Origin of the sequence: Vescimonas fastidiosa, from assembly GCF_018326305.1 — a bacterium.
GTDB classification, from domain to species: Bacteria; Bacillota; Clostridia; order Oscillospirales; family Oscillospiraceae; genus Vescimonas; species Vescimonas fastidiosa.
Window position 1 is genome coordinate 94,503 of the sequence record NZ_AP023416.1, and the last position, 19,588, is coordinate 114,090.

The 19,588-nt window shown below is 59.7% G+C and carries 22 protein-coding genes and 1 riboswitch; of the genes, 16 read left to right on the forward strand and 6 right to left on the reverse strand.

Annotation, left to right across the window (positions count from 1 at the left end; all coding sequences use genetic code 11):
- Positions 1 to 134: 134 nt before the first annotated feature.
- The 3 genes from KI236_RS07595 to KI236_RS07605 all read right to left on the reverse strand — a co-directional run bounded on the left by KI236_RS07595 (position 135) and on the right by KI236_RS07605 (position 3,341).
- A complete protein-coding gene (locus KI236_RS07595) occupies positions 135 to 419 on the reverse strand; it encodes a co-chaperone GroES (RefSeq protein WP_212820798.1) in 285 nt (94 codons plus the stop codon).
- Between the two features lie 140 nt (positions 420 to 559).
- The gene (locus tag KI236_RS07600; protein ID WP_212820800.1) at positions 560 to 1,507 is read right to left on the reverse strand and encodes a diacylglycerol/lipid kinase family protein; all 948 of its coding nucleotides are present in this window, start codon (positions 1,505 to 1,507) and stop codon (positions 560 to 562) included.
- Between the two features lie 718 nt (positions 1,508 to 2,225).
- A complete protein-coding gene (locus KI236_RS07605; RefSeq protein WP_212820802.1) occupies positions 2,226 to 3,341 on the reverse strand; it encodes a THUMP domain-containing class I SAM-dependent RNA methyltransferase in 1,116 nt (371 codons plus the stop codon).
- Between the two features lie 419 nt (positions 3,342 to 3,760).
- Here KI236_RS07605 and KI236_RS07610 point away from each other — a divergent pair, with 419 nt between their 5' ends.
- Genes KI236_RS07610 through KI236_RS07625 form a run of 4 tightly spaced genes read left to right on the forward strand, consistent with a single transcriptional unit; the run spans position 3,761 to position 6,060 of the window.
- The gene (locus KI236_RS07610; protein ID WP_212820804.1) at positions 3,761 to 4,555 is read left to right on the forward strand and encodes an NfeD family protein; all 795 of its coding nucleotides are present in this window, start codon (positions 3,761 to 3,763) and stop codon (positions 4,553 to 4,555) included.
- Between the two features lie 39 nt (positions 4,556 to 4,594).
- Positions 4,595 to 5,512: an SPFH domain-containing protein gene (locus tag KI236_RS07615; protein WP_212820806.1), complete on the forward strand. Its 918-nt coding sequence runs from the start codon at positions 4,595 to 4,597 to the stop codon at positions 5,510 to 5,512.
- A gap of 5 nt (positions 5,513 to 5,517) precedes the next feature.
- Positions 5,518 to 5,724: a DUF6440 family protein gene (locus tag KI236_RS07620; RefSeq protein ID WP_212820808.1), complete on the forward strand. Its 207-nt coding sequence runs from the start codon at positions 5,518 to 5,520 to the stop codon at positions 5,722 to 5,724.
- 15 nt (positions 5,725 to 5,739) lie between these two features.
- The gene (locus KI236_RS07625) at positions 5,740 to 6,060 is read left to right on the forward strand and encodes a putative heavy metal-binding protein (protein ID WP_212820810.1); all 321 of its coding nucleotides are present in this window, start codon (positions 5,740 to 5,742) and stop codon (positions 6,058 to 6,060) included.
- Between the two features lie 1,070 nt (positions 6,061 to 7,130).
- On the opposite strand, the gene KI236_RS07630 is transcribed toward KI236_RS07625, so the two are convergent.
- From KI236_RS07630 to KI236_RS07640, 3 genes are all read right to left on the reverse strand, one after another.
- Positions 7,131 to 8,402 carry an L-cysteine desulfidase family protein gene (locus KI236_RS07630; protein ID WP_212820812.1) on the reverse strand — a complete coding sequence of 424 codons (1,272 nt, stop codon included), beginning with the start codon at positions 8,400 to 8,402 and terminating at the stop codon, positions 7,131 to 7,133.
- A 140-nt stretch (positions 8,403 to 8,542) separates the two neighbouring features.
- Positions 8,543 to 9,034 (reverse strand): deoxycytidylate deaminase, encoded by a 492-nt coding sequence (locus KI236_RS07635; RefSeq protein ID WP_212820814.1) that lies wholly within the window; start codon positions 9,032 to 9,034, stop codon positions 8,543 to 8,545.
- Positions 9,035 to 9,083: 49 nt separating this feature from the next.
- Positions 9,084 to 9,836: a DUF975 family protein gene (locus tag KI236_RS07640; protein ID WP_212820816.1), complete on the reverse strand. Its 753-nt coding sequence runs from the start codon at positions 9,834 to 9,836 to the stop codon at positions 9,084 to 9,086.
- 354 nt (positions 9,837 to 10,190) lie between these two features.
- Between KI236_RS07640 and rsxC the strand changes: the two genes are divergently transcribed.
- From rsxC to KI236_RS07700, 12 genes are all read left to right on the forward strand, one after another.
- Entirely contained in the window at positions 10,191 to 11,564 is a 1,374-nt protein-coding gene (rsxC, locus tag KI236_RS07645) for an electron transport complex subunit RsxC (protein ID WP_212820818.1), read from the forward strand.
- Between the two features lie 3 nt (positions 11,565 to 11,567).
- Entirely contained in the window at positions 11,568 to 12,596 is a 1,029-nt protein-coding gene (locus KI236_RS07650; RefSeq protein ID WP_212820820.1) for an RnfABCDGE type electron transport complex subunit D, read from the forward strand.
- The gene (locus KI236_RS07655; protein WP_228738125.1) at positions 12,596 to 13,189 is read left to right on the forward strand and encodes an FMN-binding protein; all 594 of its coding nucleotides are present in this window, start codon (positions 12,596 to 12,598) and stop codon (positions 13,187 to 13,189) included. Before KI236_RS07650 ends, KI236_RS07655 begins: the two co-directional genes overlap by 1 nt.
- A gap of 18 nt (positions 13,190 to 13,207) precedes the next feature.
- On the forward strand, positions 13,208 to 13,855 hold the full coding sequence (rsxE, locus tag KI236_RS07660; protein WP_212820822.1) for an electron transport complex subunit RsxE: 648 nt from the start codon (positions 13,208 to 13,210) through the stop codon (positions 13,853 to 13,855).
- A 3-nt stretch (positions 13,856 to 13,858) separates the two neighbouring features.
- Positions 13,859 to 14,446 carry an electron transport complex protein RnfA gene (locus tag KI236_RS07665; protein WP_212820824.1) on the forward strand — a complete coding sequence of 196 codons (588 nt, stop codon included), beginning with the start codon at positions 13,859 to 13,861 and terminating at the stop codon, positions 14,444 to 14,446.
- A gap of 15 nt (positions 14,447 to 14,461) precedes the next feature.
- Positions 14,462 to 15,373, forward strand: a complete 912-nt coding sequence (locus KI236_RS07670; protein WP_212820825.1) for an RnfABCDGE type electron transport complex subunit B — start codon at positions 14,462 to 14,464, stop codon at positions 15,371 to 15,373.
- Between the two features lie 368 nt (positions 15,374 to 15,741).
- A riboswitch (THF riboswitch) is annotated at positions 15,742 to 15,845 on the forward strand.
- A 99-nt stretch (positions 15,846 to 15,944) separates the two neighbouring features.
- Positions 15,945 to 16,541 (forward strand): folate family ECF transporter S component, encoded by a 597-nt coding sequence (locus KI236_RS07675; protein WP_212820827.1) that lies wholly within the window; start codon positions 15,945 to 15,947, stop codon positions 16,539 to 16,541.
- Positions 16,542 to 16,667: 126 nt separating this feature from the next.
- The gene (locus tag KI236_RS07680; protein WP_212820829.1) at positions 16,668 to 17,036 is read left to right on the forward strand and encodes an RNA polymerase sigma factor; all 369 of its coding nucleotides are present in this window, start codon (positions 16,668 to 16,670) and stop codon (positions 17,034 to 17,036) included.
- Positions 17,021 to 17,206: a sigma-70 family RNA polymerase sigma factor gene (locus tag KI236_RS07685; RefSeq protein ID WP_212820831.1), complete on the forward strand. Its 186-nt coding sequence runs from the start codon at positions 17,021 to 17,023 to the stop codon at positions 17,204 to 17,206. Before KI236_RS07680 ends, KI236_RS07685 begins: the two co-directional genes overlap by 16 nt.
- Positions 17,199 to 18,689 carry a hypothetical protein gene (locus tag KI236_RS07690; protein ID WP_212820833.1) on the forward strand — a complete coding sequence of 497 codons (1,491 nt, stop codon included), beginning with the start codon at positions 17,199 to 17,201 and terminating at the stop codon, positions 18,687 to 18,689. Before KI236_RS07685 ends, KI236_RS07690 begins: the two co-directional genes overlap by 8 nt.
- Before the next feature lie 120 nt (positions 18,690 to 18,809).
- On the forward strand, positions 18,810 to 19,139 hold the full coding sequence (locus KI236_RS07695; protein WP_212820835.1) for a nucleotidyltransferase family protein: 330 nt from the start codon (positions 18,810 to 18,812) through the stop codon (positions 19,137 to 19,139).
- Positions 19,123 to 19,470 (forward strand): HepT-like ribonuclease domain-containing protein, encoded by a 348-nt coding sequence (locus KI236_RS07700; protein WP_228738126.1) that lies wholly within the window; start codon positions 19,123 to 19,125, stop codon positions 19,468 to 19,470. Before KI236_RS07695 ends, KI236_RS07700 begins: the two co-directional genes overlap by 17 nt.
- Positions 19,471 to 19,588: the final 118 nt, after the last annotated feature.

Consider the following 19,588-nt stretch of genomic DNA (forward strand, 5'->3'; position numbering starts at 1 on the left):
TTTTACAAAAGAATGTCACTGCGAGGGAGCGAAGCGACCGTGGGAATCCGTAACACCCTTTGCATAAGGCCGGGGAGAACGGATTGCCACGACCAGTCTGCGGACTGGTCTCGCAATGACAGCGCAGAAGTTTTTTATTCAACAATCGCCAGAATGTCGCCCTGCTTCACAATGATGTACTCCACATCCTCCAGGGTGATCTTGGTGCCGGCATATTTATCGGTAATGACCTTGTCACCGGGCTTCACGGTCATGGTCACGGGGTTGCCGTCCACCATACCGCCGGGGCCCACGGCGATAACCTCCGCCACAGAGGGCTTCTCCTTGGCAGAGCCGGTGAGGATGATGCCGCCCTTGGTGGTCTCCTCCGCCTCGGTCATTTTCAAAACCACGCGGTCAGAAAGCGGTGTCAGTTTCATGGTTGTTTTCCTCCTTATATCCTTTTTATTAAACAAATTCAGCGTTAGCACTCAAAACGCAGGAGTGCTAACGCTGATTATAATACCACATCTCTATCGATTTTCAAGGGGTATTTTGGAAAATTACAAAAAATTCACATTTACTCCCCAGTGGGCGCGGTCTCCCGGGCAGTGGCGTTGCAGGAGCAGCCGTCGGGGCCGAAGAAGTTCAGCTTCTGATCTGCCAGGCGGATGTGGACATGATCGGTGGTGATGCACTCGCCGTCCAGGCAGGTGACAATGTCCTTTTTCTCCGAGTCGATGACGATGTCCTTGGCGGTGGAGCAGTGCGCCAGATGAGGGAAGCGGTGGTACTCGCCCTTGGAGTAGGGGCCCACAAATTTCAGGAAAGTGCTGCGGCTCACCTTGTCCACCACCAGGGTGTTCAGTACGCCGTCGTCCATCCGGGCCTCCGCCACGGGCATGAAGCCGCCGCCGTAATAGCGTCCGTTGCACACGGCCACCACGGCGTAGTCCTTCTCCACGGAAACACCGTCCAGTGTCACGGTCCAGTGGGTGCCGATACCCTTAAAGAGGAAGTTCACCGCCAGAGACACGATGTAGCTGCTCTTGCCGTCCAGAATGGGGCTTTCGCTGAACTTGTGGACATCCTTGGCCACCCTTGCGTCAATGCCGGAGCAGGCAATGGTCAGGGCGATCCGGTCATTGGCCTGGATGGCATCTATGGGAAACTGCGGCCCGTCCCACAGATTTTCCGCGTCCCGGAATTTCTCCATATCGCTGCCGAAGTTCTTGAGGAAGTCGTTGCCGGTGCCAATGGGGATGACGCTCATAGCGGCGTTATCGTAGCCGATGATGCCGTTGGCCACCTCGTTTACGGTGCCGTCGCCGCCGCAGGCGTAAAAGCGCAGCTCCTCGCCGGTCTGGCAGAGCTTTTTGGCCAGCTCCGTTGCGTGGCCCTGACGCTTGGTGAGAATGCACTGCACATCCAGGTCGTGCCGGGTGCGCAGGGAATCCGCCATGTCATAAATGCGCTGGCGGCTGTCGGACTTCCCCGCCGTAGGATTGATAATAAAAATATGTTTCATAAGACCCTCCGCTATGGAAAAGAATAAAAACACATGCGTTCATTATAGCAGGCACAAAGCAGAATTTGTGTACAAACTGAAAACAAATGCCCCGCACGCTGTTCGCAAAACTTCCGGCTCCTCCGTAGGGGCCGATGCCTACATCGGCCCGCTCCCGGGCTTGCACAAATTTCCTTGTCATTCGTAGGGGCGGACGCCTCTGTCCGCCCGCCGATGCTGTACCGCACCTCTTGTAAAAGGTGTCATTGCGAGACCAGTGCGCACACTGGCTGTGGCAATCCGTAACTCCCGTCCTTATAGGCCCCCTTGCCTAAAGGGGGCTGACACGGCGAAGCCGTGACTGGGGGATTCTTTCCCCGTACCCACGGCAGGGCACACGGGCCCTGCCCTACAAAAATATTGCACACCCACATCGGGCGGACAGGGTCGTCCGCCCCTACAAGCCGTTCCGTAGGGGCGACCCTCGCGGTCGCCCGCGGGAGGGGAAATCGGCGAAGCGCCGCCAGTGGCGGATGAAGCGAGCCGGTTTCGAGGAAGTGCCCCGATTGGCGGGCACAACAGTGCCCGTCAGTCGGTTGGCACGACGGTGGGCAAGAAAGCCCCTCCCCTACGCACCGCAAGATACGCTTCCGTAGGGGCCGATGCCCACATCGGCCCGCCGTACCGCGCCCCTTGCAAAAGCAGTGTTATTGCGAGGGCGCTCCGCGCCCCTCAAAAGTCACACATTCCCGTACATAAACAGATCGCATTTGAGCATCCCGTTATAGAGCTTGCGCTTCTTGTCCGCCGGGCGGCCAAAGGTGCGCTCGAACTCCGTGTGGCTGCTGAGCACCAGGGTCCGCCAGCCCTGGGGCAGACGCCTCCAAACCCGGCCCAGCTCCCGGTACAGCTCCTCCGCCTCCGCCCGGTCCATGAGCCGCTCTCCGTAGGGAGGATTGGTCACCAGCTGACCGTATTGGCTGTCCCGGCGGAAGTCCTTCATATCCGCCACCTCGAAGCGGACGCAGTCCTCCACCCCGGCCTTCACGGCATTGCTCCGGGCAATTTCGATGGCCCGGGGGTCGATGTCCCCGCCCCAAATGTCGTATACGCCGCTGAATTCCTTATCCATGGCCTCCTCCGCCGCATCGAGCCAGGCCCTTTGGGGCAGGAAGCCCCACCTTTGGGCGTCAAAGCTGCGGTCCAGGCCCGGGGCCCGGTTCTTGGCGATGAGGGCCGCCTCAATGGGAATGGTCCCGCTGCCACAGAAGGGGTCGCAGAAGGGGTCCCGCCCCCGATAACGGGACAGCAGCACCATGGCCGCCGCCAGGGTCTCCCGCAGGGGTGCCTCCACTCCCACGGCCCGGTAGCCCCGCTTGTAAAGCCCTTCGCCGGAGCCGTCCAGCCCGATGACCACCTGATCCTTGAAAATGGAGAACCGCACCTGGTACTTTACTCCCGTCTCCGGGAACTGCTCCAGGCCGTACCGGCTCTTCAGCCGCTCCACCATGGCCTTTTTCACGATGGACTGGCAGGCCGGAGCGGAATGGAGCTGACTGGTGATGGAGTAGCCCTTCACCGGGAAGGCCCCGTCCCGGGGGATATAGTCCTCCCAGGCAATGGCCTTCACCCCCTGAAAAAGCTCCTCAAAGCTCCGAGCCGGGAATTCCCCCAGCACCAGCAGCACTCTCGCGCCGCAGCGGAGGTTTATGTTGAGCCTTGCGCAGTCGTCCGGTGTCCCGTCGCAGAAAATACGCCCGTTCTCCACCCGGACATTTTTAAGGCCCAGCCGTTTTACCTCGTCACCCACCAATTTTTCCAGCCCCAGCAGGCAGGGGATCATATAAGTTGCCATACAAGCTCTCCTCGAGATCGGTTTCATTCTCTCCTCAGTATAGAATAGAAATCCTAAAAGTGCAAGAAAAACAGTGGTTTTCCTCTCTGTTATCCTGTATAATAGAGGCAAGTAAACCCTGCGGCCCAAATGCCTCGCAGAGTTTGCGCCCGCAGGCGCAAAAAATTGGGATCATTTTTCACCGCGACATGCGCGTGGGGAAAAATACTTCTCAGGCTGCCAGTGTGGAATTTTGAGCCAAGGGCTCAAAATTATGCGCGCAGCAGACTGCAAGCCTTTTGTCGGAAAATTCCGAAGGAATTTTCGACAGCGAGGTGTGCAAATTCAAGTTGCGCAAAAAAATCTTGTAAGAAACCCCAGGTTGATAGACAAGCCCCCGCTTTTTTGCTACCATAGAACCACACAGAGGGAGGAAAGATATGGCTTTTGGAGAACAACTGCAGCTCTTGCGCCGCCGGTCCGGCCTGACCCAGGAGCAGTTTGCCGAGGAGCTTCGGGTCTCGCGCCAGGCGGTGAGCAAGTGGGAAAGCGGCAAGGGCTATCCCGAGGTGGAGAAGCTGCTCTACATCTGTCAGCGCTACGATGTAACCCTGAACGACCTGTTTGAGCAGGGGGATAACGAGCCCATTTCCCGGGAAATTTCTCCCGCCGTCCCGCTGAAGGCGTCGGTGGCCGCCTTTGTGAGCAATCTGTCCCCCCGGAACAAGTGGCTAAGCGCCGGCATCCTGCTGGGCGTGGCGCTGCTGGCCGGCTTTATGGGCCTGTGTCTGAAAGGAGGAAAAGCGGAAATGGAAATGATCGTTTGGATCGCCGCCATGGTGGTCTTTGGCGTGGTGGAGGCCGTTACGGTGGGGCTGGTGTCTATCTGGTTCGTGCTGGGCAGTGCAGCGGGGCTCATCGCCGCCATCTGCGAGGCACCCATATGGCTGCAGGTGCTGCTGTTTTTCATCGTGTCCATTGCAGCGCTCATAGCCACCCGTCCCCTGGTGCGCAAAATGATGGACAAGAACATCGTCCCCACCAATGCCGATGCGGTGCTGGGCAAGGAGGCCCGGGTCACGGAAGCCATCGATAACACCGTTCCCTCCGGGGCGGTGTATGTAGACGGCAAAACCTGGTCCGCCCGCAGCGAATCCGGTGAAACGCTGCCGGAGGGTACCCTGGTGCGCACCGTTCGTATGGAGGGCGTAAAGCTGTTCGTGGAGCGGCTATAATAAACAACATTTTATATTATTGAACAGGGAGGAAAAAACATGTTCGGAGACATCAATATCGGAACCGTTGCTTTGGCGATCCTGGTGGTGCTGATTCTGATCCTTATCGTCAGCAATATTCAGATCGTCCAGCAGTCCAAGGCCTATGTGGTGGAGCGCCTGGGCGCATTCCACGCCGTGTGGGGCGTGGGCCTGCACCTGAAGGTGCCCTTCATTGAGCGCGTGGTGAAAAAGGTGAGCCTGAAGGAGCAGGTGGCGGATTTCGATCCCCAGCCCGTGATCACCAAGGACAATGTCACCATGCAGATCGACACCGTCATCTATTTCCAGATCACCGACCCCAAGCTCTACACCTATGGCGTGGAGTATCCCATGAGCGCCATTGAGAATCTCACCGCCACCACCCTGCGTAATATCATCGGTGAGCTGGAGCTGGACCAGAGCCTCACCAGCCGCGACACCATCAACGCCAAAATGCGCTCCATTCTGGACGAGGCCACGGACCCCTGGGGCATCAAGGTCAACCGGGTGGAGCTGAAGAACATCCTCCCGCCCCGGGAAATTCAGAACGCCATGGAAAAGCAGATGAAGGCCGAGCGTGAGCGCCGGGAATCCATTCTCCAGGCCGAGGGTGAGAAGGCCAGCAAGATCCTGGTGGCCGAGGGCGAGAAGCAGTCCGCCATTCTGAAGGCCGACGCCCAGAAGCAGGCCCGTATCATGCAGGCCGAGGGCGAGGCCACCGCCATTTTGAAGGTGAAGCAGGCCATGGCGGATTCTCTGAAGCTGCTGAACGAGGCCGCCCCCAACGACCAGGTCATCAAGCTCAAGGCCCTGGAGGCCCTGGAAAAGGTAGCCGACGGCAAGGCCACCAAGCTCATTATCCCCAGCGAAATTCAGGGTCTGGCGGGTCTCGCCGCCAGTGCCAAGGCCATCCTGGACGATAAGCCGGAGGCATAAAGCATATGGCCAAGAAGGAAAATGACCGCTTCATAAAGGTGCTGGAGGAAAGCGGGATCATCACCAGCTCGGAGGTTTGGGTGGACACCCAGACGGGCGTGCAGTACCTCTATCACGCCTGCGGCAGCTCCGGTGGGCTGACAGTCCTGGTGGACGCCGAGGGCAAGCCCCTGCTGCACCGCCGCACCCCGGATGCCCCGGAGTATAAATAATAGGGAGGAAAACACATGATCGTAACCACTACCCCCTCTGTGGAGGGCCGCCGTATCACGGAATATAAGGGCGTTGTTTTCGGTGAGGTCATTGCCGGTGTGAACTTCGTCAAGGACTTTGTGGCCGGGCTCAGCAACTTCTTCGGCGGCCGCTCCGGCACCTACGAGGAGGAGCTCATCAACGCCCGCCAGCAGGCCCTGGACGAAATGGAGCAGCGGGCGGCCCAGCTGGGCGCCGATGCCGTGGTGGGTGTGGACATTGACTATGAGGTCCTGGGCGCCGATAACGGCATGCTGATGGTCACCGCCAGCGGTACGGCCGTGCGTCTGGACTGATCCGCCCATATAAACCGCATCAAATTATGCGCACAGGCGGGGCTTTGCCCCGCCTGTGCGATTTTTCGCCGCCAAGCGCCGTGATCCTTGTGCAATGTCATTGCGAAGCCAGTGCGCACACTGGCTGTGGCAATCCGTCCCCGTCCCTTCGGCCCCTTTGCCTAAAGGGGGCTGGCACGGCGAAGCCGTGACTGGGGGATTCTTCTCTGCGCCGCACCTCTTGTTACGCTCCGTAGGGGCCGATGCCTACATCGGCCCGAACCACCGCATTTCTTGCAAAAAACTGTCATTGCGAAGCCAGTGCGCACACTGGCTGTGGCAATCCGTCCCCGTCCCCTCGGCCCCCTTGCCTAAAGGGGGCTGGCACGGCGAAGTCGTGACTGGGGGATTCCTCACCGCACCGCACCTCTTGTAACCCTCCGTAGGGGCGGGGTTCTACCCCGCCCGCTCTTCCGCGCCCCTTGTAACGGACGTGGGGCGATGTGGGCATCGCCCCCTACGAAATCCTATCGGTAGCCCCTCCGTAGGGGCGACCCTTGCGGTCGCCCGCGGGAGGGGAAATCGGCGAAGCGCCGCCAGTGGCGGATGAAGCGAGCCGGTTTCGAGGAAGTGCCCCGATTGGCGGGCACGACAGTGCCCGTCAGTCGGCTGGCACGGCGGTGGGCAAGAGAGCCCCTCCCCTACGCACCCCGAGATACGCTTCCGTAGGGGCCGATGACCCTGTTGCGGTGCCCAAAATTTTTGCGCTGCCTTACGGCGGACGCTTAAAATTTTGACCGCGGCCACTCGCTCACTTCGCTTCCTCTGCCACCGGCAGCGCTCAGTTCGCTCCCTACATCGGCCCGAATCAAGTTTTCCTGCACTCCCCGGCAGGGCACGCGGGCCCTGCCCTACAAAAATGCCCTGTAGGGCGGCACCCATGTGTGCCGCCGCACACTGCACCTCCGTAAAACGCAATGTCATTGCGAGGGGGCACAGCACCCGTGGCAATCCGTCCCCGTCCCTAATGCCGTCAAAAAATCAGAGGCAGACATGGCATAGCCGTGCCTGCCTCTGATTTTTCTGTATTTTTACCGCCCGGTCATAATGTTGAGAATCACCCGGTCCGTCTCGTGCATGCCCTTGGAGGCTAAAACCCCTACATTGCGGATAGTTTCCTCCACATCCGCGCCCTCTATGCCATCGCCGGACCGGAAGTTGTTGCCGCCCAGGTACATGTTGTATCCCAGGATGCCCGTATCCACGGCCATGGCGATTTTGCTGGCACAGCTGGCCTTGGCCCCGTCACAGATGCACCCGGAGATCATGGCCACGGCGTTGCAGATGGTGCGGCTGATGCCGTCGTAATCCGCGCCCCGGAGCCAGGCGATGCCACAGCCTGCTCCCACCCCGGCGGACACCGCGCCGCAGTAGGCGCTGAGCCGTCCGATACCGGTTTTTTGGTGAATGGTAATAAGGTCGGACAGGGCTACGGCTCTGAGGATATTCTCTTCATCTGCGCCCAAAAACAGGCCATACCGCCACACAGGCACCGAAGCAGTGATGCCCTGGTTGCCGCTGCCGGAACAGATGACCACCGGCATCTCGCACCCGTTCATCCGTGCATCGGACCCCGCCGCAGCCCAGGCCCGGGCCTCAGTCTCGATGCCGCTGCCTGTGGAGAGCAAGGTGGAGCCGATGTTGGCGCCCCAATCATCCCGGAGCCCCTCGGCGGCAATGGCGCCGTTGCACGCCAGCTGCCGGCTGATGCAGGGCCGTATCCGTTCTATGTCCACGGTTTCTATAAAGGTAAGAATGTCTTTCACATTCAGGACGCTCTTGTCCTGGAGGTTGTCCTCGGCAGAGGCGCTCTCGGGCTTTTCCAGCAGCACCCGGCCATCTTTTTCAATGTACACCAGGTTGGTGTGGTTGTTGGCCACCCGAGTCACGGCCTTGTGCCCACCCAGCCAGCCCGCGAGCCGGATGTCCAGCAGGCAGGGGGTCTCCGGACAGGTAACGGTGATGTCTGTGGTGTCCAAATATTCCTGGATATGCTTCGCGTCCTCCTCGGTGGCCTTGGCCAGCACCTGCAGCTCTGCGTCGGCGTCTCCGGCCACGATGCCCACGGCGATGGCGGCCTCAATGCCCCGCCGTCCGCCCGTGTTGGGCACCACCACGGATTTCACATTTTTCAGGATGTTTCCGCTGATCTCGGCCAGCACTTTTTCCGGTTTACCGCCCAGCACCTCGCGCAGCTTTGCAGCACAATACGCGACGGCGATGGGCTCTGTACACCCGGTGGCCAGGCGAAGCTCCTCCGCCAAAATGGCGCAGTAGGCTTCCCTTTTCCTTTCGTTCAACATTCTTACCGCACTCCTCAATATTCATTTGTATAGAACCCCGAGCCTCTGGGGAAAAGGACAAAAGCCTCGCAGAGCTTGCCGCCCGCAGCAGACTGTAAAACTTTTGGCAGAAAATTCCGCAGGAATTTTTGCCAGGCATGTCAGCCCCCGATATTCTCCGCAAACGGCAGGTCGTCGCCGGCCACCCAGTCCGCCACATTCACCACCTCGAACTCTGTGGGCGTCTTGCGGATCACCACCCGGGCAATACCGGCGTTGATGACCAGACGCCGACACATGGCGCAGCTGGTAGCGTCGCCCAAAATTTCGCCGGTCTGCGCGTTTTTGCCCACCAGGTACAGGGTGCCGCCCACCATGTCCCGCCGGGAGGCGGAGATAATGGCGTTGGCCTCGGCGTGGACGCTGCGGCACAGCTCATACCGCTCGCCCCGGGGCACCCGCAGGGCCTCTCGGGAGCAGTAGCCCATGTCCACACAGTTGCGCCGCCCCCGGGGCGCGCCGTTGTAGCCGGTGGAGATGATCTCATCATTCTTTACAATGATGGCGCCGTAAATGCGCCGCAGGCAGGTGGCCCGCTCCAAAACGGTCTGGGCAATGTCCAGATAATAGTTCTCTTTGCTGATGCGCTCCATAGTCACACCTCCGTGGGATTTATCGGAAAAATCTAAAATTTTCAGTCACTCAAAATCTATCGTCGGGATAGAAGGTGTCATCCTCCGCGGGCTCCTCCCCCGGCAGACTTCCGATGCCCTTTTCGGCCTTGATAGCGTCAAAGTAGGCCAGGTTCGTCTGCTGCACATAGGGGGCGACCCAGATGGTGAGGATGCCCGCCGTCAGCGCGCACAGGAGACTCCAGCCCAAAAAGGTCACATCCAGCACAAACAGATCCAGCTTGTAGCCCTTGGTCTGGGCCTTGCTCATGGCCAGGGCCTCCATGACCCCCAGCTCCGGGTTTTCGCAGAGGTTATACAGGGCAAAGCGGTAGCGGTAGGCGGCGATGATGCCCGGCACGATGAACAGGCAGGCCCACAGGAACACAAACACCCCTATCAGCACATTCAGTAAAATGATCTTCCCCGCAAAGCCGAACCCCTCAAACAGCGTGTCGTAGGGCATTACCTTGCCCCGGCGCACCCCCAGGTGGTAGAGGACCCATCCGGCGCCCAGCACACAGCCCAGCAGCCACACAAAAACGCTCACAAACAGCACCACCGGCGTAGGGAAAGCGGGGTGGCAGAAAAGATAGGAGGATCTGACCAGGATCTCCATGTCTCCCACCTGCACCCATACGCCCTCGTTGGCGCCCACATAGTCCTCGGCCAGGGCCAGGGCCGCCTGGATCAGCAGAAAAATCAGCGTGATCCTGTACGCCGACACCCGGGCGGATTTTGTCAGGGCCTTTGCGCCCCGCTTCAGTTCAATACGGTTTAACATAAATAATACACCCTTCACAGTATAATTTTGCAATATAATATAATATGGTATAGCGTGTCAAAAAGCCTCCCAGAGCTTGCCGCCCGCCAGCGGCAGCCTCCCTGCCGGAAAATCTCCGGGTTTTTAACATTTTTATTTTATCATGCAGCCCGGAAAAACACAAGGCCGGAATGCCCCTCCGCCGGCTTTTTTCGGGACTTTGGCGGCGTCATTGGGTCATTTTTATACATTCTTTTCCAAAATTTACCCCAAATCCCACAGGATAGGGGTGGACAAAGGGCCGATTTTGTTGTAATATTATTTTCAGTATGGGGTGGCATCGGGCCACCCTGAAGTAAGATGAGGTGAAAGACAATGGCACAAGCTTTCTTTGGCGGCGTTCATCCCAATGATATGAAGGCCGCAACCAATGAAAAGGCCATCGAGCAGCTGGCAGCGCCGGCTGAGGTGGTCATCCCCATGTCTATGCACATCGGTGCGCCTTGTAAGCCCGTGGTTTCCGTGGGCGACAAGGTGACTGTGGGCCAGCTGATCGGCGAGCCCGGCGGTTTCGTATCCGCACCCATTCATGCCAGCGTTTCCGGCACTGTAAAGGCCGTGGAGCCCCGCCCCTTCTCTATGGGCGGCACCATGATGAGCGTGGTCATTGAAAACGATAAGCAGAACACCGTGTGTCCCGACATTCATCCCGTAGCCGATCCCGACAGCCTGACTCCCGAGCAGCTGGTAGAGATCGTCAAGAACGCCGGCATCGTCGGCCAGGGCGGCGCGACCTTCCCCACTCATGTGAAGATCAGCTCCGGCCTGGGCAAGGTGGACTATGTCCTCATTAACGCTGCCGAGTGCGAGCCCTACATCACCGGCGACCACCGCACCATGCTGGAGCGGCCCGAGCAGGTCATCAAGGGCGCTACCCTTTTGGCCAAGTGCTTCGGTGTGGATAAGGTCTACATCGGCGTGGAGGCCAACAAGCAGAACGCAGCCGATGTGCTCAACCAGACCATCGCCGAGCTGAAGGCTCCCGTGGTGGTGGAGGTGCTGCACACCCGCTACCCCCAGGGCGCTGAAAAGCAGCTCTGCCAGGCCATCTCCGGCCGGCAGGTTCCCTCCGGCAAGCTCCCCGCTGACGCCGGCTGCTGCATTTTTAACCTGAACACCACCTGTTCTATTTACAAGGCCGTTTACACCGGTATGCCCGTGGTGAGCAAGATCGTCACCGTCTCCGGCTCCGGCGTCATCGAGCCCAAGAACATTGAGTGCCCCATTGGCACCCCCATTACCGACCTGTTCGACGCCTGCGGCGGCCTGCGGGAGGACACCTACAAGCTGATTATGGGCGGCCCCATGATGGGTCTTGCCCAGTACGATGTGGATGTCACCGTGGGTAAGGGCACCGGCGCCATGCTGGCCTTTGCCGGCGACGAGGAGAAGTATGTGGCCGAGCCCCAGTGCATCCGCTGCGGCAAGTGCGTGGGCGTGTGCCCCATGCGCCTGGAGCCCGTCTTCATGTATAAGTATCTGGAAAAGGGCGATGTGGACACCTGGCAGAACTTCTACCACGGCATGGACTGCATCGAGTGCGGTGCCTGCGCCTACACCTGCCCCGCCCGTCTGCCCCTGACCCATATGTTCCGCATGGGCAAGCAGAAGGTCAATAACGCAAGAATGGCTGCCAAGGCAAAGGCCGAGGCCGAGAAAAAGGCAGCCGAAGAGAAGAAGGAGGCGTAAGCAATGACGGATTATAAAAGCTTGAAGCTCATCGCATCCTCCTCTCCTCATATCCGCTCCAATGAGGACACCCGCTCCATCATGCTGGATGTGATCATCGCTCTCATGCCCGCTCTCATCATGGGCATCTATGTGTTCGGCTGGCGCGCGCTGACGGTCACCCTGGTGTCCGTGGCGGCCTGCGTGGTTTGGGAGTGGCTGTACCGCAAGGTCATGAAAAAGACCAACTCCATCGGCGACCTGTCCGCTGTGGTCACCGGTATCCTGCTGGCCTTTGTCTGCCCCGTGCAGATCCCCTACTGGATGATTATTATCGGCGCGTTCTTCTCCATCGTGCTGGTTAAGCAGCTCTACGGCGGTATCGGCTGCAACTTCCTCAACCCCGCTCTGGCGGGCCGTGCGATCCTCCTGGCCAGCTATGCCTCCGTCATGGCAGGCAACTGGGTCAAGGTGGGTGAGAAGGCTCTGGTGGTTGGCAGCAATGCCGACATCGTCACCGCCGCCACCCCCATGATGCTCATGAAGGGTGTGGACGCCGCCGGTTGGGAGACCCTCACCAGTACATACACCCTGGGCGATATGTTCATCGGCCGCATCGGCGGCTCTCTGGGTGAGGTTTCCTCTCTGATGCTCCTGCTGGGCGGCATCTATCTGCTGCTGCGCAAGGTCATCTCCTGGCAGACCCCCGTGGCCTTCATCGCCACCGTGGCCGTCATCACCCTCATCTCCGCTCCCACCGGTGTCAGCGGCGTGGAATACATGGCTTACAATGTGTTCGGCGGCGGCCTGATGCTGGGTGCCATCTTCATGGCTACCGACTATGCCACCTCCCCCGTCACCAAGCTGGGTCAGGCCATCTTCGGTATCGGCTGCGGCCTGATCACCGTGTTCATCCGCCGCTTCGGCTCCTATCCCGAGGGCGTTTGCTACTCCATCATGATCATGAACTGCACCACCTGGCTGCTGGATAAGTATGTCCGTCCCACCATCTACGGTGCGCTGAAGAAAGAAAAGAAGGAGGCGGCGAAGTAATGAAGATTTCCGGTAAGTTTATCCTCAAGGTCGCCGGTACTCTTACGGTCATCTCCTTGGTGGTTGCCGCCCTCCTGGGCTTTGTTAACAGCATCACCAAGGACAAGATCGCCGAGATCGACGCCGAAAATACCCGCATCGCCATGAGCGCCGTGGCCCCCGAGGGCAGCGAGTTCGGCGATAAAATGGAAGTGACCGATGAAATGGTCGCCGCTGCCTCCCAGCATGGCGGCAAGCTGACGGAGCTGTATCCCGTTACCAACGGCGGCGCCGAGTCCGGCTATGTGATGAAGGTCTCCGCCTCCGGCTCCCAGGGCACCATCGTCATGATGGTGGGCGTGGATGCCAATAAGGCCATCACGGGTATCTCCGTGGTCAGCCATGCCGAGACCTCCGGCATCGGTACCAAGGTCGTGGACAATGAGCCCAACAGCGCCGGTGTGCCCGTTCTGGATCAGTTCGTGGGTCTCAGCGGTGCCGGCACCCTGAATGTGGGCAGCACTATCACCGCCATTTCCGGTGCCACCGTCTCCACCAAGGGCATCACCATGGGCGCCAACGCAGCCCTGGCTGTTGCCGACCTCTTGGGCTAAGAAAGGAGGAGCTGATTTATGAATTTCAGTAAGCAACTCAAAGAGGGTCTCATTACACAGAACCCCGTTCTGGTCCAGGTGCTTGGTATGTGCTCCACCATGGCCATCACCACCTCGTTTTTCAACGGTCTGGGCATGGGCGTCAGCGTGCTGATCATCCTGACCCTGTCCAATATTTTCATTTCCCTGCTTCGTAAGATCATTCCCAACGAAGTGCGTATCGCCTGCTACATCGTGGTCATCGCCGGCTTCGTTACCTGCGTTGACCTGCTGCTGAAGGCCTTCGTTCCCGCGCTGTCCAGCTCCCTGGGCGTGTTCATCCCCCTGATCGTGGTGAACTGCATCATCCTGGGCCGTGCAGAGGGCTTTGCCTCTAAGAACGGCATCGGCGCCTCCGCTGTGGACGGCGTCTGCCAGGGCATCGGCTACACGCTGGTGCTGATCGTCATGTGCGTTATCCGTGAGTTCCTGGGCAGCGGCAAGTTCGGCGGCGGCCTTCTGGGCGGCGGCGCCCTGGGCAAGGCCCCCGGCATCACCATTATCCCCGAGGAGTTCGGCATCAAGGTCCTCACGCTGCCTGTGGGCGGCTTCCTGACCCTGGGTTGCCTCATTGCTCTCATGCAGTGGGCCCTGGCTAAGAGTGCTAAGAAAAAGGAGGGTAAGTAAGTTATGAGTTTTACAACTTTGCTGGCCATCTCCCTTGGCGCTATTCTCACCAATAACTTTATCTTTGCCCAGTTCCTGGGTATCTGCCCCTTCTTGGGCGTGTCCAAGAAGATCGACACCGCCGTGGGCATGGGCGCCGCCGTGACCTTCGTTATGGGCCTGGCCTCCGCTCTGTGCTACCCGGTGAACTCCCTGCTCAACAAGCTGGACCTGGGCTATATGCAGACCGTGGCCTTCATCCTGGTCATCGCGGGCCTGGTGCAGTTCGTGGAAATGTTCCTGAAGAAGAACATCCCCACCCTGTACACCGCCCTGGGCGTCTACCTGCCCCTGATCACCACCAACTGCGCCGTTTTGGGTGTGGCTCTGCTGAATGTGCAGAACGACTATAACTTCATCGAGTCCGTGATCTACGGTATCACCGGCGGTCTGGGCTTCCTGCTGGCCATCTTCCTGTTTGCCGCCGTGCGTGAGCAGCTGGAGGTCTCCAGCGAGAACCCCAAGGCCTTCGATGGTTTCCCCATTGCTCTGGTCACTGCCGGCCTGATCGCCCTGGCGTTCATGGGCTTCAGCGGCCTGAAGGTCTGGTAAGGAGGAAAAGAGAATATGAATATTTTGTATGCAGTCATCGTTTTAGGTGTACTTGCAATCGTGTTCGGTCTGATCCTGGCCGTGGCCGCTAAGGTCTTTGAAGTGGAAGTAGACCCCCGCCTGCCCGAGATTCAGGCAGCCCTGGCCGGCGCCAACTGCGGCGGCTGCGGCTATCCCGGCTGCGGCGGCTGCGCCGAGGCCATTCTGGCCGGCAAGGCTCCCGTTACCGCCTGCGCTCCTGCCGGTCCCGAGGGCGCTGCTAAGATTGCTGCCATCATGGGCATGGCGGCTCCCTCCGGCGACAAGATGGTCGCCCATGTGCTCTGCAATGGCGGCTGCAATGCCAAGGATAACTTTGAGTATCGCGGCGTTACCGACTGCCTGGCTGCCACCAAGGTCTGCGGCGGCAACTCCAAGGCCTGCCGCTACGGCTGCTTCGGCTTCGGCTCCTGCGTAGCCGCCTGCAAGTTCGACGCCATCCATGTGGAAAACGGCGTGGCCGTGGTGGACAAGGAAAAGTGCACCAACTGCGGCGCTTGCCGTGAGGCTTGCCCCCACCACCTGATCGTGGAGGTCCCCTATAAGCAGAAGGTGTTTGTCAACTGCTCCAATAAGGACAAGGGCCCCGCCGTCACCAAGGTCTGCGCCAATTCCTGCATCGCCTGCGGCATGTGCGAGCGCACCTGTAAGTTCGATGCCATCCATGTTGTGAACAATGTGGCCGTCATCGACTACTCCAAGTGCAAGAACTGCACCATGTGCGCCAAGGCCTGCCCCCGCAACGCCATTGAGCCCATCCCCACTCCCGAGGAGAAGGAGAAGTTCAAGGCTGCGCAGAAGGCTGCCGCCGAGAAGAAGGCCGCTGCTGCCAAGGCTGCCGCTGAGGCCGCTCAGGCTGCCGCGCCCGAGGCTCCCAAGGCTGAGTAAAATCCTCAATAAAAAACGACCGTCCCACCCGGACGGTCGTTTTTTCTATACAAAAAAGGCTCCCCTGCGCACCGCAAGATACACTTCCGTAGGGGCCGATGCCCACATCGGCCCGCCCCACTGCACTCCTTGTAACCTGTCATTGCGAGGCCAGTTCGCAAACTGGCTGTGGCAATCCGTACCCCGTCCCCTCGGCCCCCTTGCCTAAAGGGGGCTGGCACGGCGAAGCCGTGCCTGGGGGATTCCGCTCTCCCCTACCCCCCTTGCAACGCTGTCCGTAGGGGCGGGGTTCTACCCCGCCGCAATTTTCCCGCCGCACCCCATTGCAAATCCCCGGCAAAGGGTGTATACTGTCCCCATCAACATCAGGCAGAGTAGGAAAATGTGTGTCCAGTGCCGCCGGGACGGGGAGTTGTCCGGCGGACGAAATGACGGCCCACCGTCTGCAGTGCATTTTCCGCATCCCGCTGCCGCATAGTGCCCTGCCCGGCGGCTCCGTGCCGTCTTGCTCCTCTGTGCGGCTGTTCCGGCAAAACTCCGGACTGCCGATGAATACAGAGGAGGTATTTTTATGCCCATTTTTCAGTCCCCATTTTCCCCCGCCTACTGGCGCACCGCCGCCCAGGAGATGAAAAACTACCGCTCCCTGGTTTTTTCCGCCCTGATGATCGCCGCCTGTATCGTCCTCAGCCACTGCACCATCCGGGTAGGGGAGGGCCTCTCCGTCAGCGTCACCTTCCTGGCCCGAGCCCTTTGCTCCCTGGTCTGCGGCCCGGTGATGGTGATTCTCTTCGGCGCAGCAGAGGACACCCTCAGCTTCTTCCTCTCCTCCGGCGGCTACCCCTACTTCCCCGGCTATATGCTCACCACCATCTCCGGCTGCCTGATCTACGCCCTGTTTTTCTATCGCACCCGCATCACCTGGCGGCGCATCATCCTGGCCAAGCTCATCACCAATGTTCAGAATGTCCTTCTGGGCTCTCTCTGGAGCGCCATCCTTTACAGCAAGGGCTACCTGTACTATATGACCACCAGCGCCGTGAAAAACGCCCTGTACCTGCCCCTGCAGATTCTCCTTCTGGGCTTTCTTTTCCAGGCCATTCTTCCCGCCCTGCAAAAGCAGGGAAAGCTCCCCCCTCAGCTCCCGGAGGGCCGCATCCCCTGGTAAAAAGAAAATTCTCCCTAGGCCGCCCCACCGGGCGGCCTTAAAATATATTCGGCAAAATTTTCCGTGGGTTTTTCCGTCTCATCGTGTATAATGGAGTAGAAACCAACACCGAGAGGAGGCGAGGGCTTGGAGCAGGATATGATTCGGCGGCTGCGAGATCGGGATGAAGCGGGCATGGCCGACCTGCTGCTGCACTTTGGGCCGCTGATGCGGTACATCATTGCGCCCATTTTACCCAATCCCCAGGATCGGGAGGACTGCCTGTCCGAGGTGACGCTGCGCATCTGGGAGAAAATCGACCAATTCGACCCTCGGCGCGGCAGCTGGAACGCCTGGCTGACGGCCATCACCCGCAACACGGCTCTCAACCACCGCCGGGCCGCCCAAGCCACTGCGGTGCAGAGGTTCTTTCCCAAGACACCCCGGCCTCGTCCCTCACCCCGGAAGAGGCGCTGCTGCAAAAAGAACGGCAGGAGGCCGTGCAAGCCGCTTTAGAGCGTCTGCACGCTCGGGATCGGGTGCTGTTTTACCGGAAATACTACTACCTGCAGCCCACGGCGCAAATCGCCGCCGAGCTGGGCATGACAGAGCGGGCTGTGGAGGGCCGGCTGTACCGGCTGAAAAAGCAGCTGCGCAAGATGCTGGGAGGTGAGAACCATGGTTGACCCGAGAGGAAATTCCCCCAAAGAGATCGACCTGGAGACGCTGTTTGCCGAGAGCTTCTCCGCCCTGCCGCCGGACGAGGTGGTGGAAAAAGTGAATCCCTTCCGCCGGGCCGTGAACCGGGTACTCATCGGCATGGCCCTGTGTACCCTGACGCTGAACTTTTGGGGGCTGAACTACATTCTGCCCACCGTGGGCATGGTGCTGAGCCTGCTGGGCTTCCGGGCCCTGCGGCGGGAAAACGGCTGTTTCACCGCCTGCTTCGTGCTGACGCTCCTGCGCTGCGTCCAGTTCTTCCCCACCATCGTTCTGAACGCCTTCCCCTGCCGGGATGATTTCATTCCCGAGCGCGTCACCACCACTCTGGCTCAGGTCTTCTTTGCGGCGCAGCTGCTGGGCCTATTCTGCCTGTGGCTGGGGCTGCGGGCGGTGCAGCGGAAGGCGAACCTGCCGCCCAAGGCAGGCGGGGTCCTGGCGCTGCTGGTGTGGTATGCGGTCATGTATGTACTGGCGCTGATCGAGTACCCCGGGCTCTACTTGCCGCTGCTTTTGATGGTCATTTTCATTGTCATCCTGTGTCGCATCCGCAAAACCGCCAAAGCCCTGGGCGAGGCAGGGTATACTATGCACCCGGCGCCGGTGAGGGTGCCGGACCTATGGCTTGCGATCCTGCTGGCGGCAGCGCTGGTGCTGGGCTGCGCCGCCGGGTACCTCTTCGGCGCCCAGCACCCCATGGACTGGCATCCACTGGAGGAGGCTGAGACGGCGAAAACGGCGGAAATCAAGGCCGATCTTTTAGACCTGGGCTTCCCGGAGAGCATTCTCAGCGACCTGGCCGAGGAGGATCTGGCCGCCTGCGCCGGAGCCCTGCGGGTGGATGTGGAGAGCAAGGTTTACAGCCCGACCCTGAGACACGAGAAAACCTCCAACAAGCGTCTGCGTATCACCGGCATTGCCGTGCAGGTGCCCGGCGAGAACGAGACTTGGGTCATCCTCCACCATTTCCTCTGGGAGACAGGCCCCGAATTCTTCGGCACGGACTGTCTGCAAGTCTGGCCCTTGTATCAACTCGGGCCCGAAGGCTGGGTCAAGGGCGGCGATGTCACCGGGCGGCTGCTCTATGACCGGGACGGCCAGACCTACACCGCCCCTTACTACTTCTTGGGCGAGGCCATTGGCACGGACACAGGATTCATGTCTCTGGGCACAACGAAAACTGACATTTACGCCGGGTTCTCCCTACCCCGGGAGGGGGAAAACCGGCGGGGGTATCTGGCCTACACCGCGTTCAATACGAAGGGTGTTTATGCTATCATCAGCTACTTTAACTACACCCACCAGCACACCTGGTTCCAGTATCCCGCCACCACAGCCCTAAAGGCGCAGATGAACGCTCGCGCCTCCAACTATATGGACCCCTTTGCAAGGGAAATGACCCAGTTTTGGTTTGTTCCGTCGCAGGAGCATTTGCGGTGGCCGGACTAAGAAAATTCGCGAAAAAAGCCAAGCCCCCGGGCTTGGCTTTTTTGCAGTGGGAACACAGCCCTTGCATTTTGCACCGAAACGGGTATAATAAAAGTAAGAAAACTTTCGGGAGGGATGTGCATGGTCTACACAATGGACGACTTGCGGCGGATCATTGCGCCCATCGCCGCGCAATATGGGCTGCGGGCCGTGTATGTCTTCGGCTCCTACGCCCGGGGCGAGGCGGACGCCGACAGCGACATCGACCTGCTGGTGGACCTGACGGGCACGAACATTCGGTCGCTGCTGGCCCTGGGCAGCGTCTACTGCGACCTGGAATCGGCGCTGGGCAAGAGCATCGACCTCCTCCCGGTCAGCTCCCTGGAGCAGGGCAGTCAAAGCGCGTCCGATGCCCTGTTTCGAGACGCGGTGCAGAAAGAGAGGGTGCGAATTTATGATGCAGCAAGCTGACAGGCAGAGACTAACGCATATTTACGAATACTGCGTGTCCATCGAAAACGCCATTGGGCGGTTTGGCAATGGTTTTGAAGCCTTTGACAGCGACGAAGATTTTCAGCACGCCCTGTCCTTCTGCCTTTTGCAGATCGGCGAGCCGGGCGGCGGCCTGTCCGAGGAGTACCGCCGGGAGACGGCCAGCCGGGTGCAGTGGGGACCCATGAAAGCCATGCGGAACATGGTCGCCCACGGCTACGGGAAGATGGACCGCCAGATCATTTGGGAGACGGCAACCACGGATATTCCCGCATCGAAAGCATTTTGCATGGAGCAGTTGGGCCTTTAAGGCCCTCCGCCCTTGACATCCGCCCGGTTTTATCCTACAATACAGCCAAGCTCCTGACGCCAAAAGTCTTTTCTTGCGGCGGAAGATGCGCCATAGAGAGAATTGCCCACCCCACGGT

Excerpts from the sequence above, each read along its gene's own strand:
- KI236_RS07595 (WP_212820798.1), bottom strand. The coding sequence starts at position 419 with ATGAAACTGACACCGCTTTCTGACCGCGTGGTTTTGAAAATGACCGAG.
- KI236_RS07600 (WP_212820800.1), bottom strand. The coding sequence starts at position 1,507 with ATGAAACATATTTTTATTATCAATCCTACGGCGGGGAAGTCCGACAGC.
- KI236_RS07605 (WP_212820802.1), bottom strand. The coding sequence starts at position 3,341 with ATGGCAACTTATATGATCCCCTGCCTGCTGGGGCTGGAAAAATTGGTG.
- KI236_RS07610 (WP_212820804.1), top strand. The coding sequence starts at position 3,761 with ATGGCTTTTGGAGAACAACTGCAGCTCTTGCGCCGCCGGTCCGGCCTG.
- KI236_RS07615 (WP_212820806.1), top strand. The coding sequence starts at position 4,595 with ATGTTCGGAGACATCAATATCGGAACCGTTGCTTTGGCGATCCTGGTG.
- KI236_RS07620 (WP_212820808.1), top strand. The coding sequence starts at position 5,518 with ATGGCCAAGAAGGAAAATGACCGCTTCATAAAGGTGCTGGAGGAAAGC.
- KI236_RS07625 (WP_212820810.1), top strand. The coding sequence starts at position 5,740 with ATGATCGTAACCACTACCCCCTCTGTGGAGGGCCGCCGTATCACGGAA.
- KI236_RS07630 (WP_212820812.1), bottom strand. The coding sequence starts at position 8,402 with ATGTTGAACGAAAGGAAAAGGGAAGCCTACTGCGCCATTTTGGCGGAG.
- KI236_RS07635 (WP_212820814.1), bottom strand. The coding sequence starts at position 9,034 with ATGGAGCGCATCAGCAAAGAGAACTATTATCTGGACATTGCCCAGACC.
- KI236_RS07640 (WP_212820816.1), bottom strand. The coding sequence starts at position 9,836 with ATGTTAAACCGTATTGAACTGAAGCGGGGCGCAAAGGCCCTGACAAAA.
- rsxC (WP_212820818.1), top strand. The coding sequence starts at position 10,191 with ATGGCACAAGCTTTCTTTGGCGGCGTTCATCCCAATGATATGAAGGCC.
- KI236_RS07650 (WP_212820820.1), top strand. The coding sequence starts at position 11,568 with ATGACGGATTATAAAAGCTTGAAGCTCATCGCATCCTCCTCTCCTCAT.
- KI236_RS07655 (WP_228738125.1), top strand. The coding sequence starts at position 12,596 with ATGAAGATTTCCGGTAAGTTTATCCTCAAGGTCGCCGGTACTCTTACG.
- rsxE (WP_212820822.1), top strand. The coding sequence starts at position 13,208 with ATGAATTTCAGTAAGCAACTCAAAGAGGGTCTCATTACACAGAACCCC.
- KI236_RS07665 (WP_212820824.1), top strand. The coding sequence starts at position 13,859 with ATGAGTTTTACAACTTTGCTGGCCATCTCCCTTGGCGCTATTCTCACC.
- KI236_RS07670 (WP_212820825.1), top strand. The coding sequence starts at position 14,462 with ATGAATATTTTGTATGCAGTCATCGTTTTAGGTGTACTTGCAATCGTG.
- KI236_RS07675 (WP_212820827.1), top strand. The coding sequence starts at position 15,945 with ATGCCCATTTTTCAGTCCCCATTTTCCCCCGCCTACTGGCGCACCGCC.
- KI236_RS07690 (WP_212820833.1), top strand. The coding sequence starts at position 17,199 with ATGGTTGACCCGAGAGGAAATTCCCCCAAAGAGATCGACCTGGAGACG.
- KI236_RS07695 (WP_212820835.1), top strand. The coding sequence starts at position 18,810 with ATGGTCTACACAATGGACGACTTGCGGCGGATCATTGCGCCCATCGCC.
- KI236_RS07700 (WP_228738126.1), top strand. The coding sequence starts at position 19,123 with ATGATGCAGCAAGCTGACAGGCAGAGACTAACGCATATTTACGAATAC.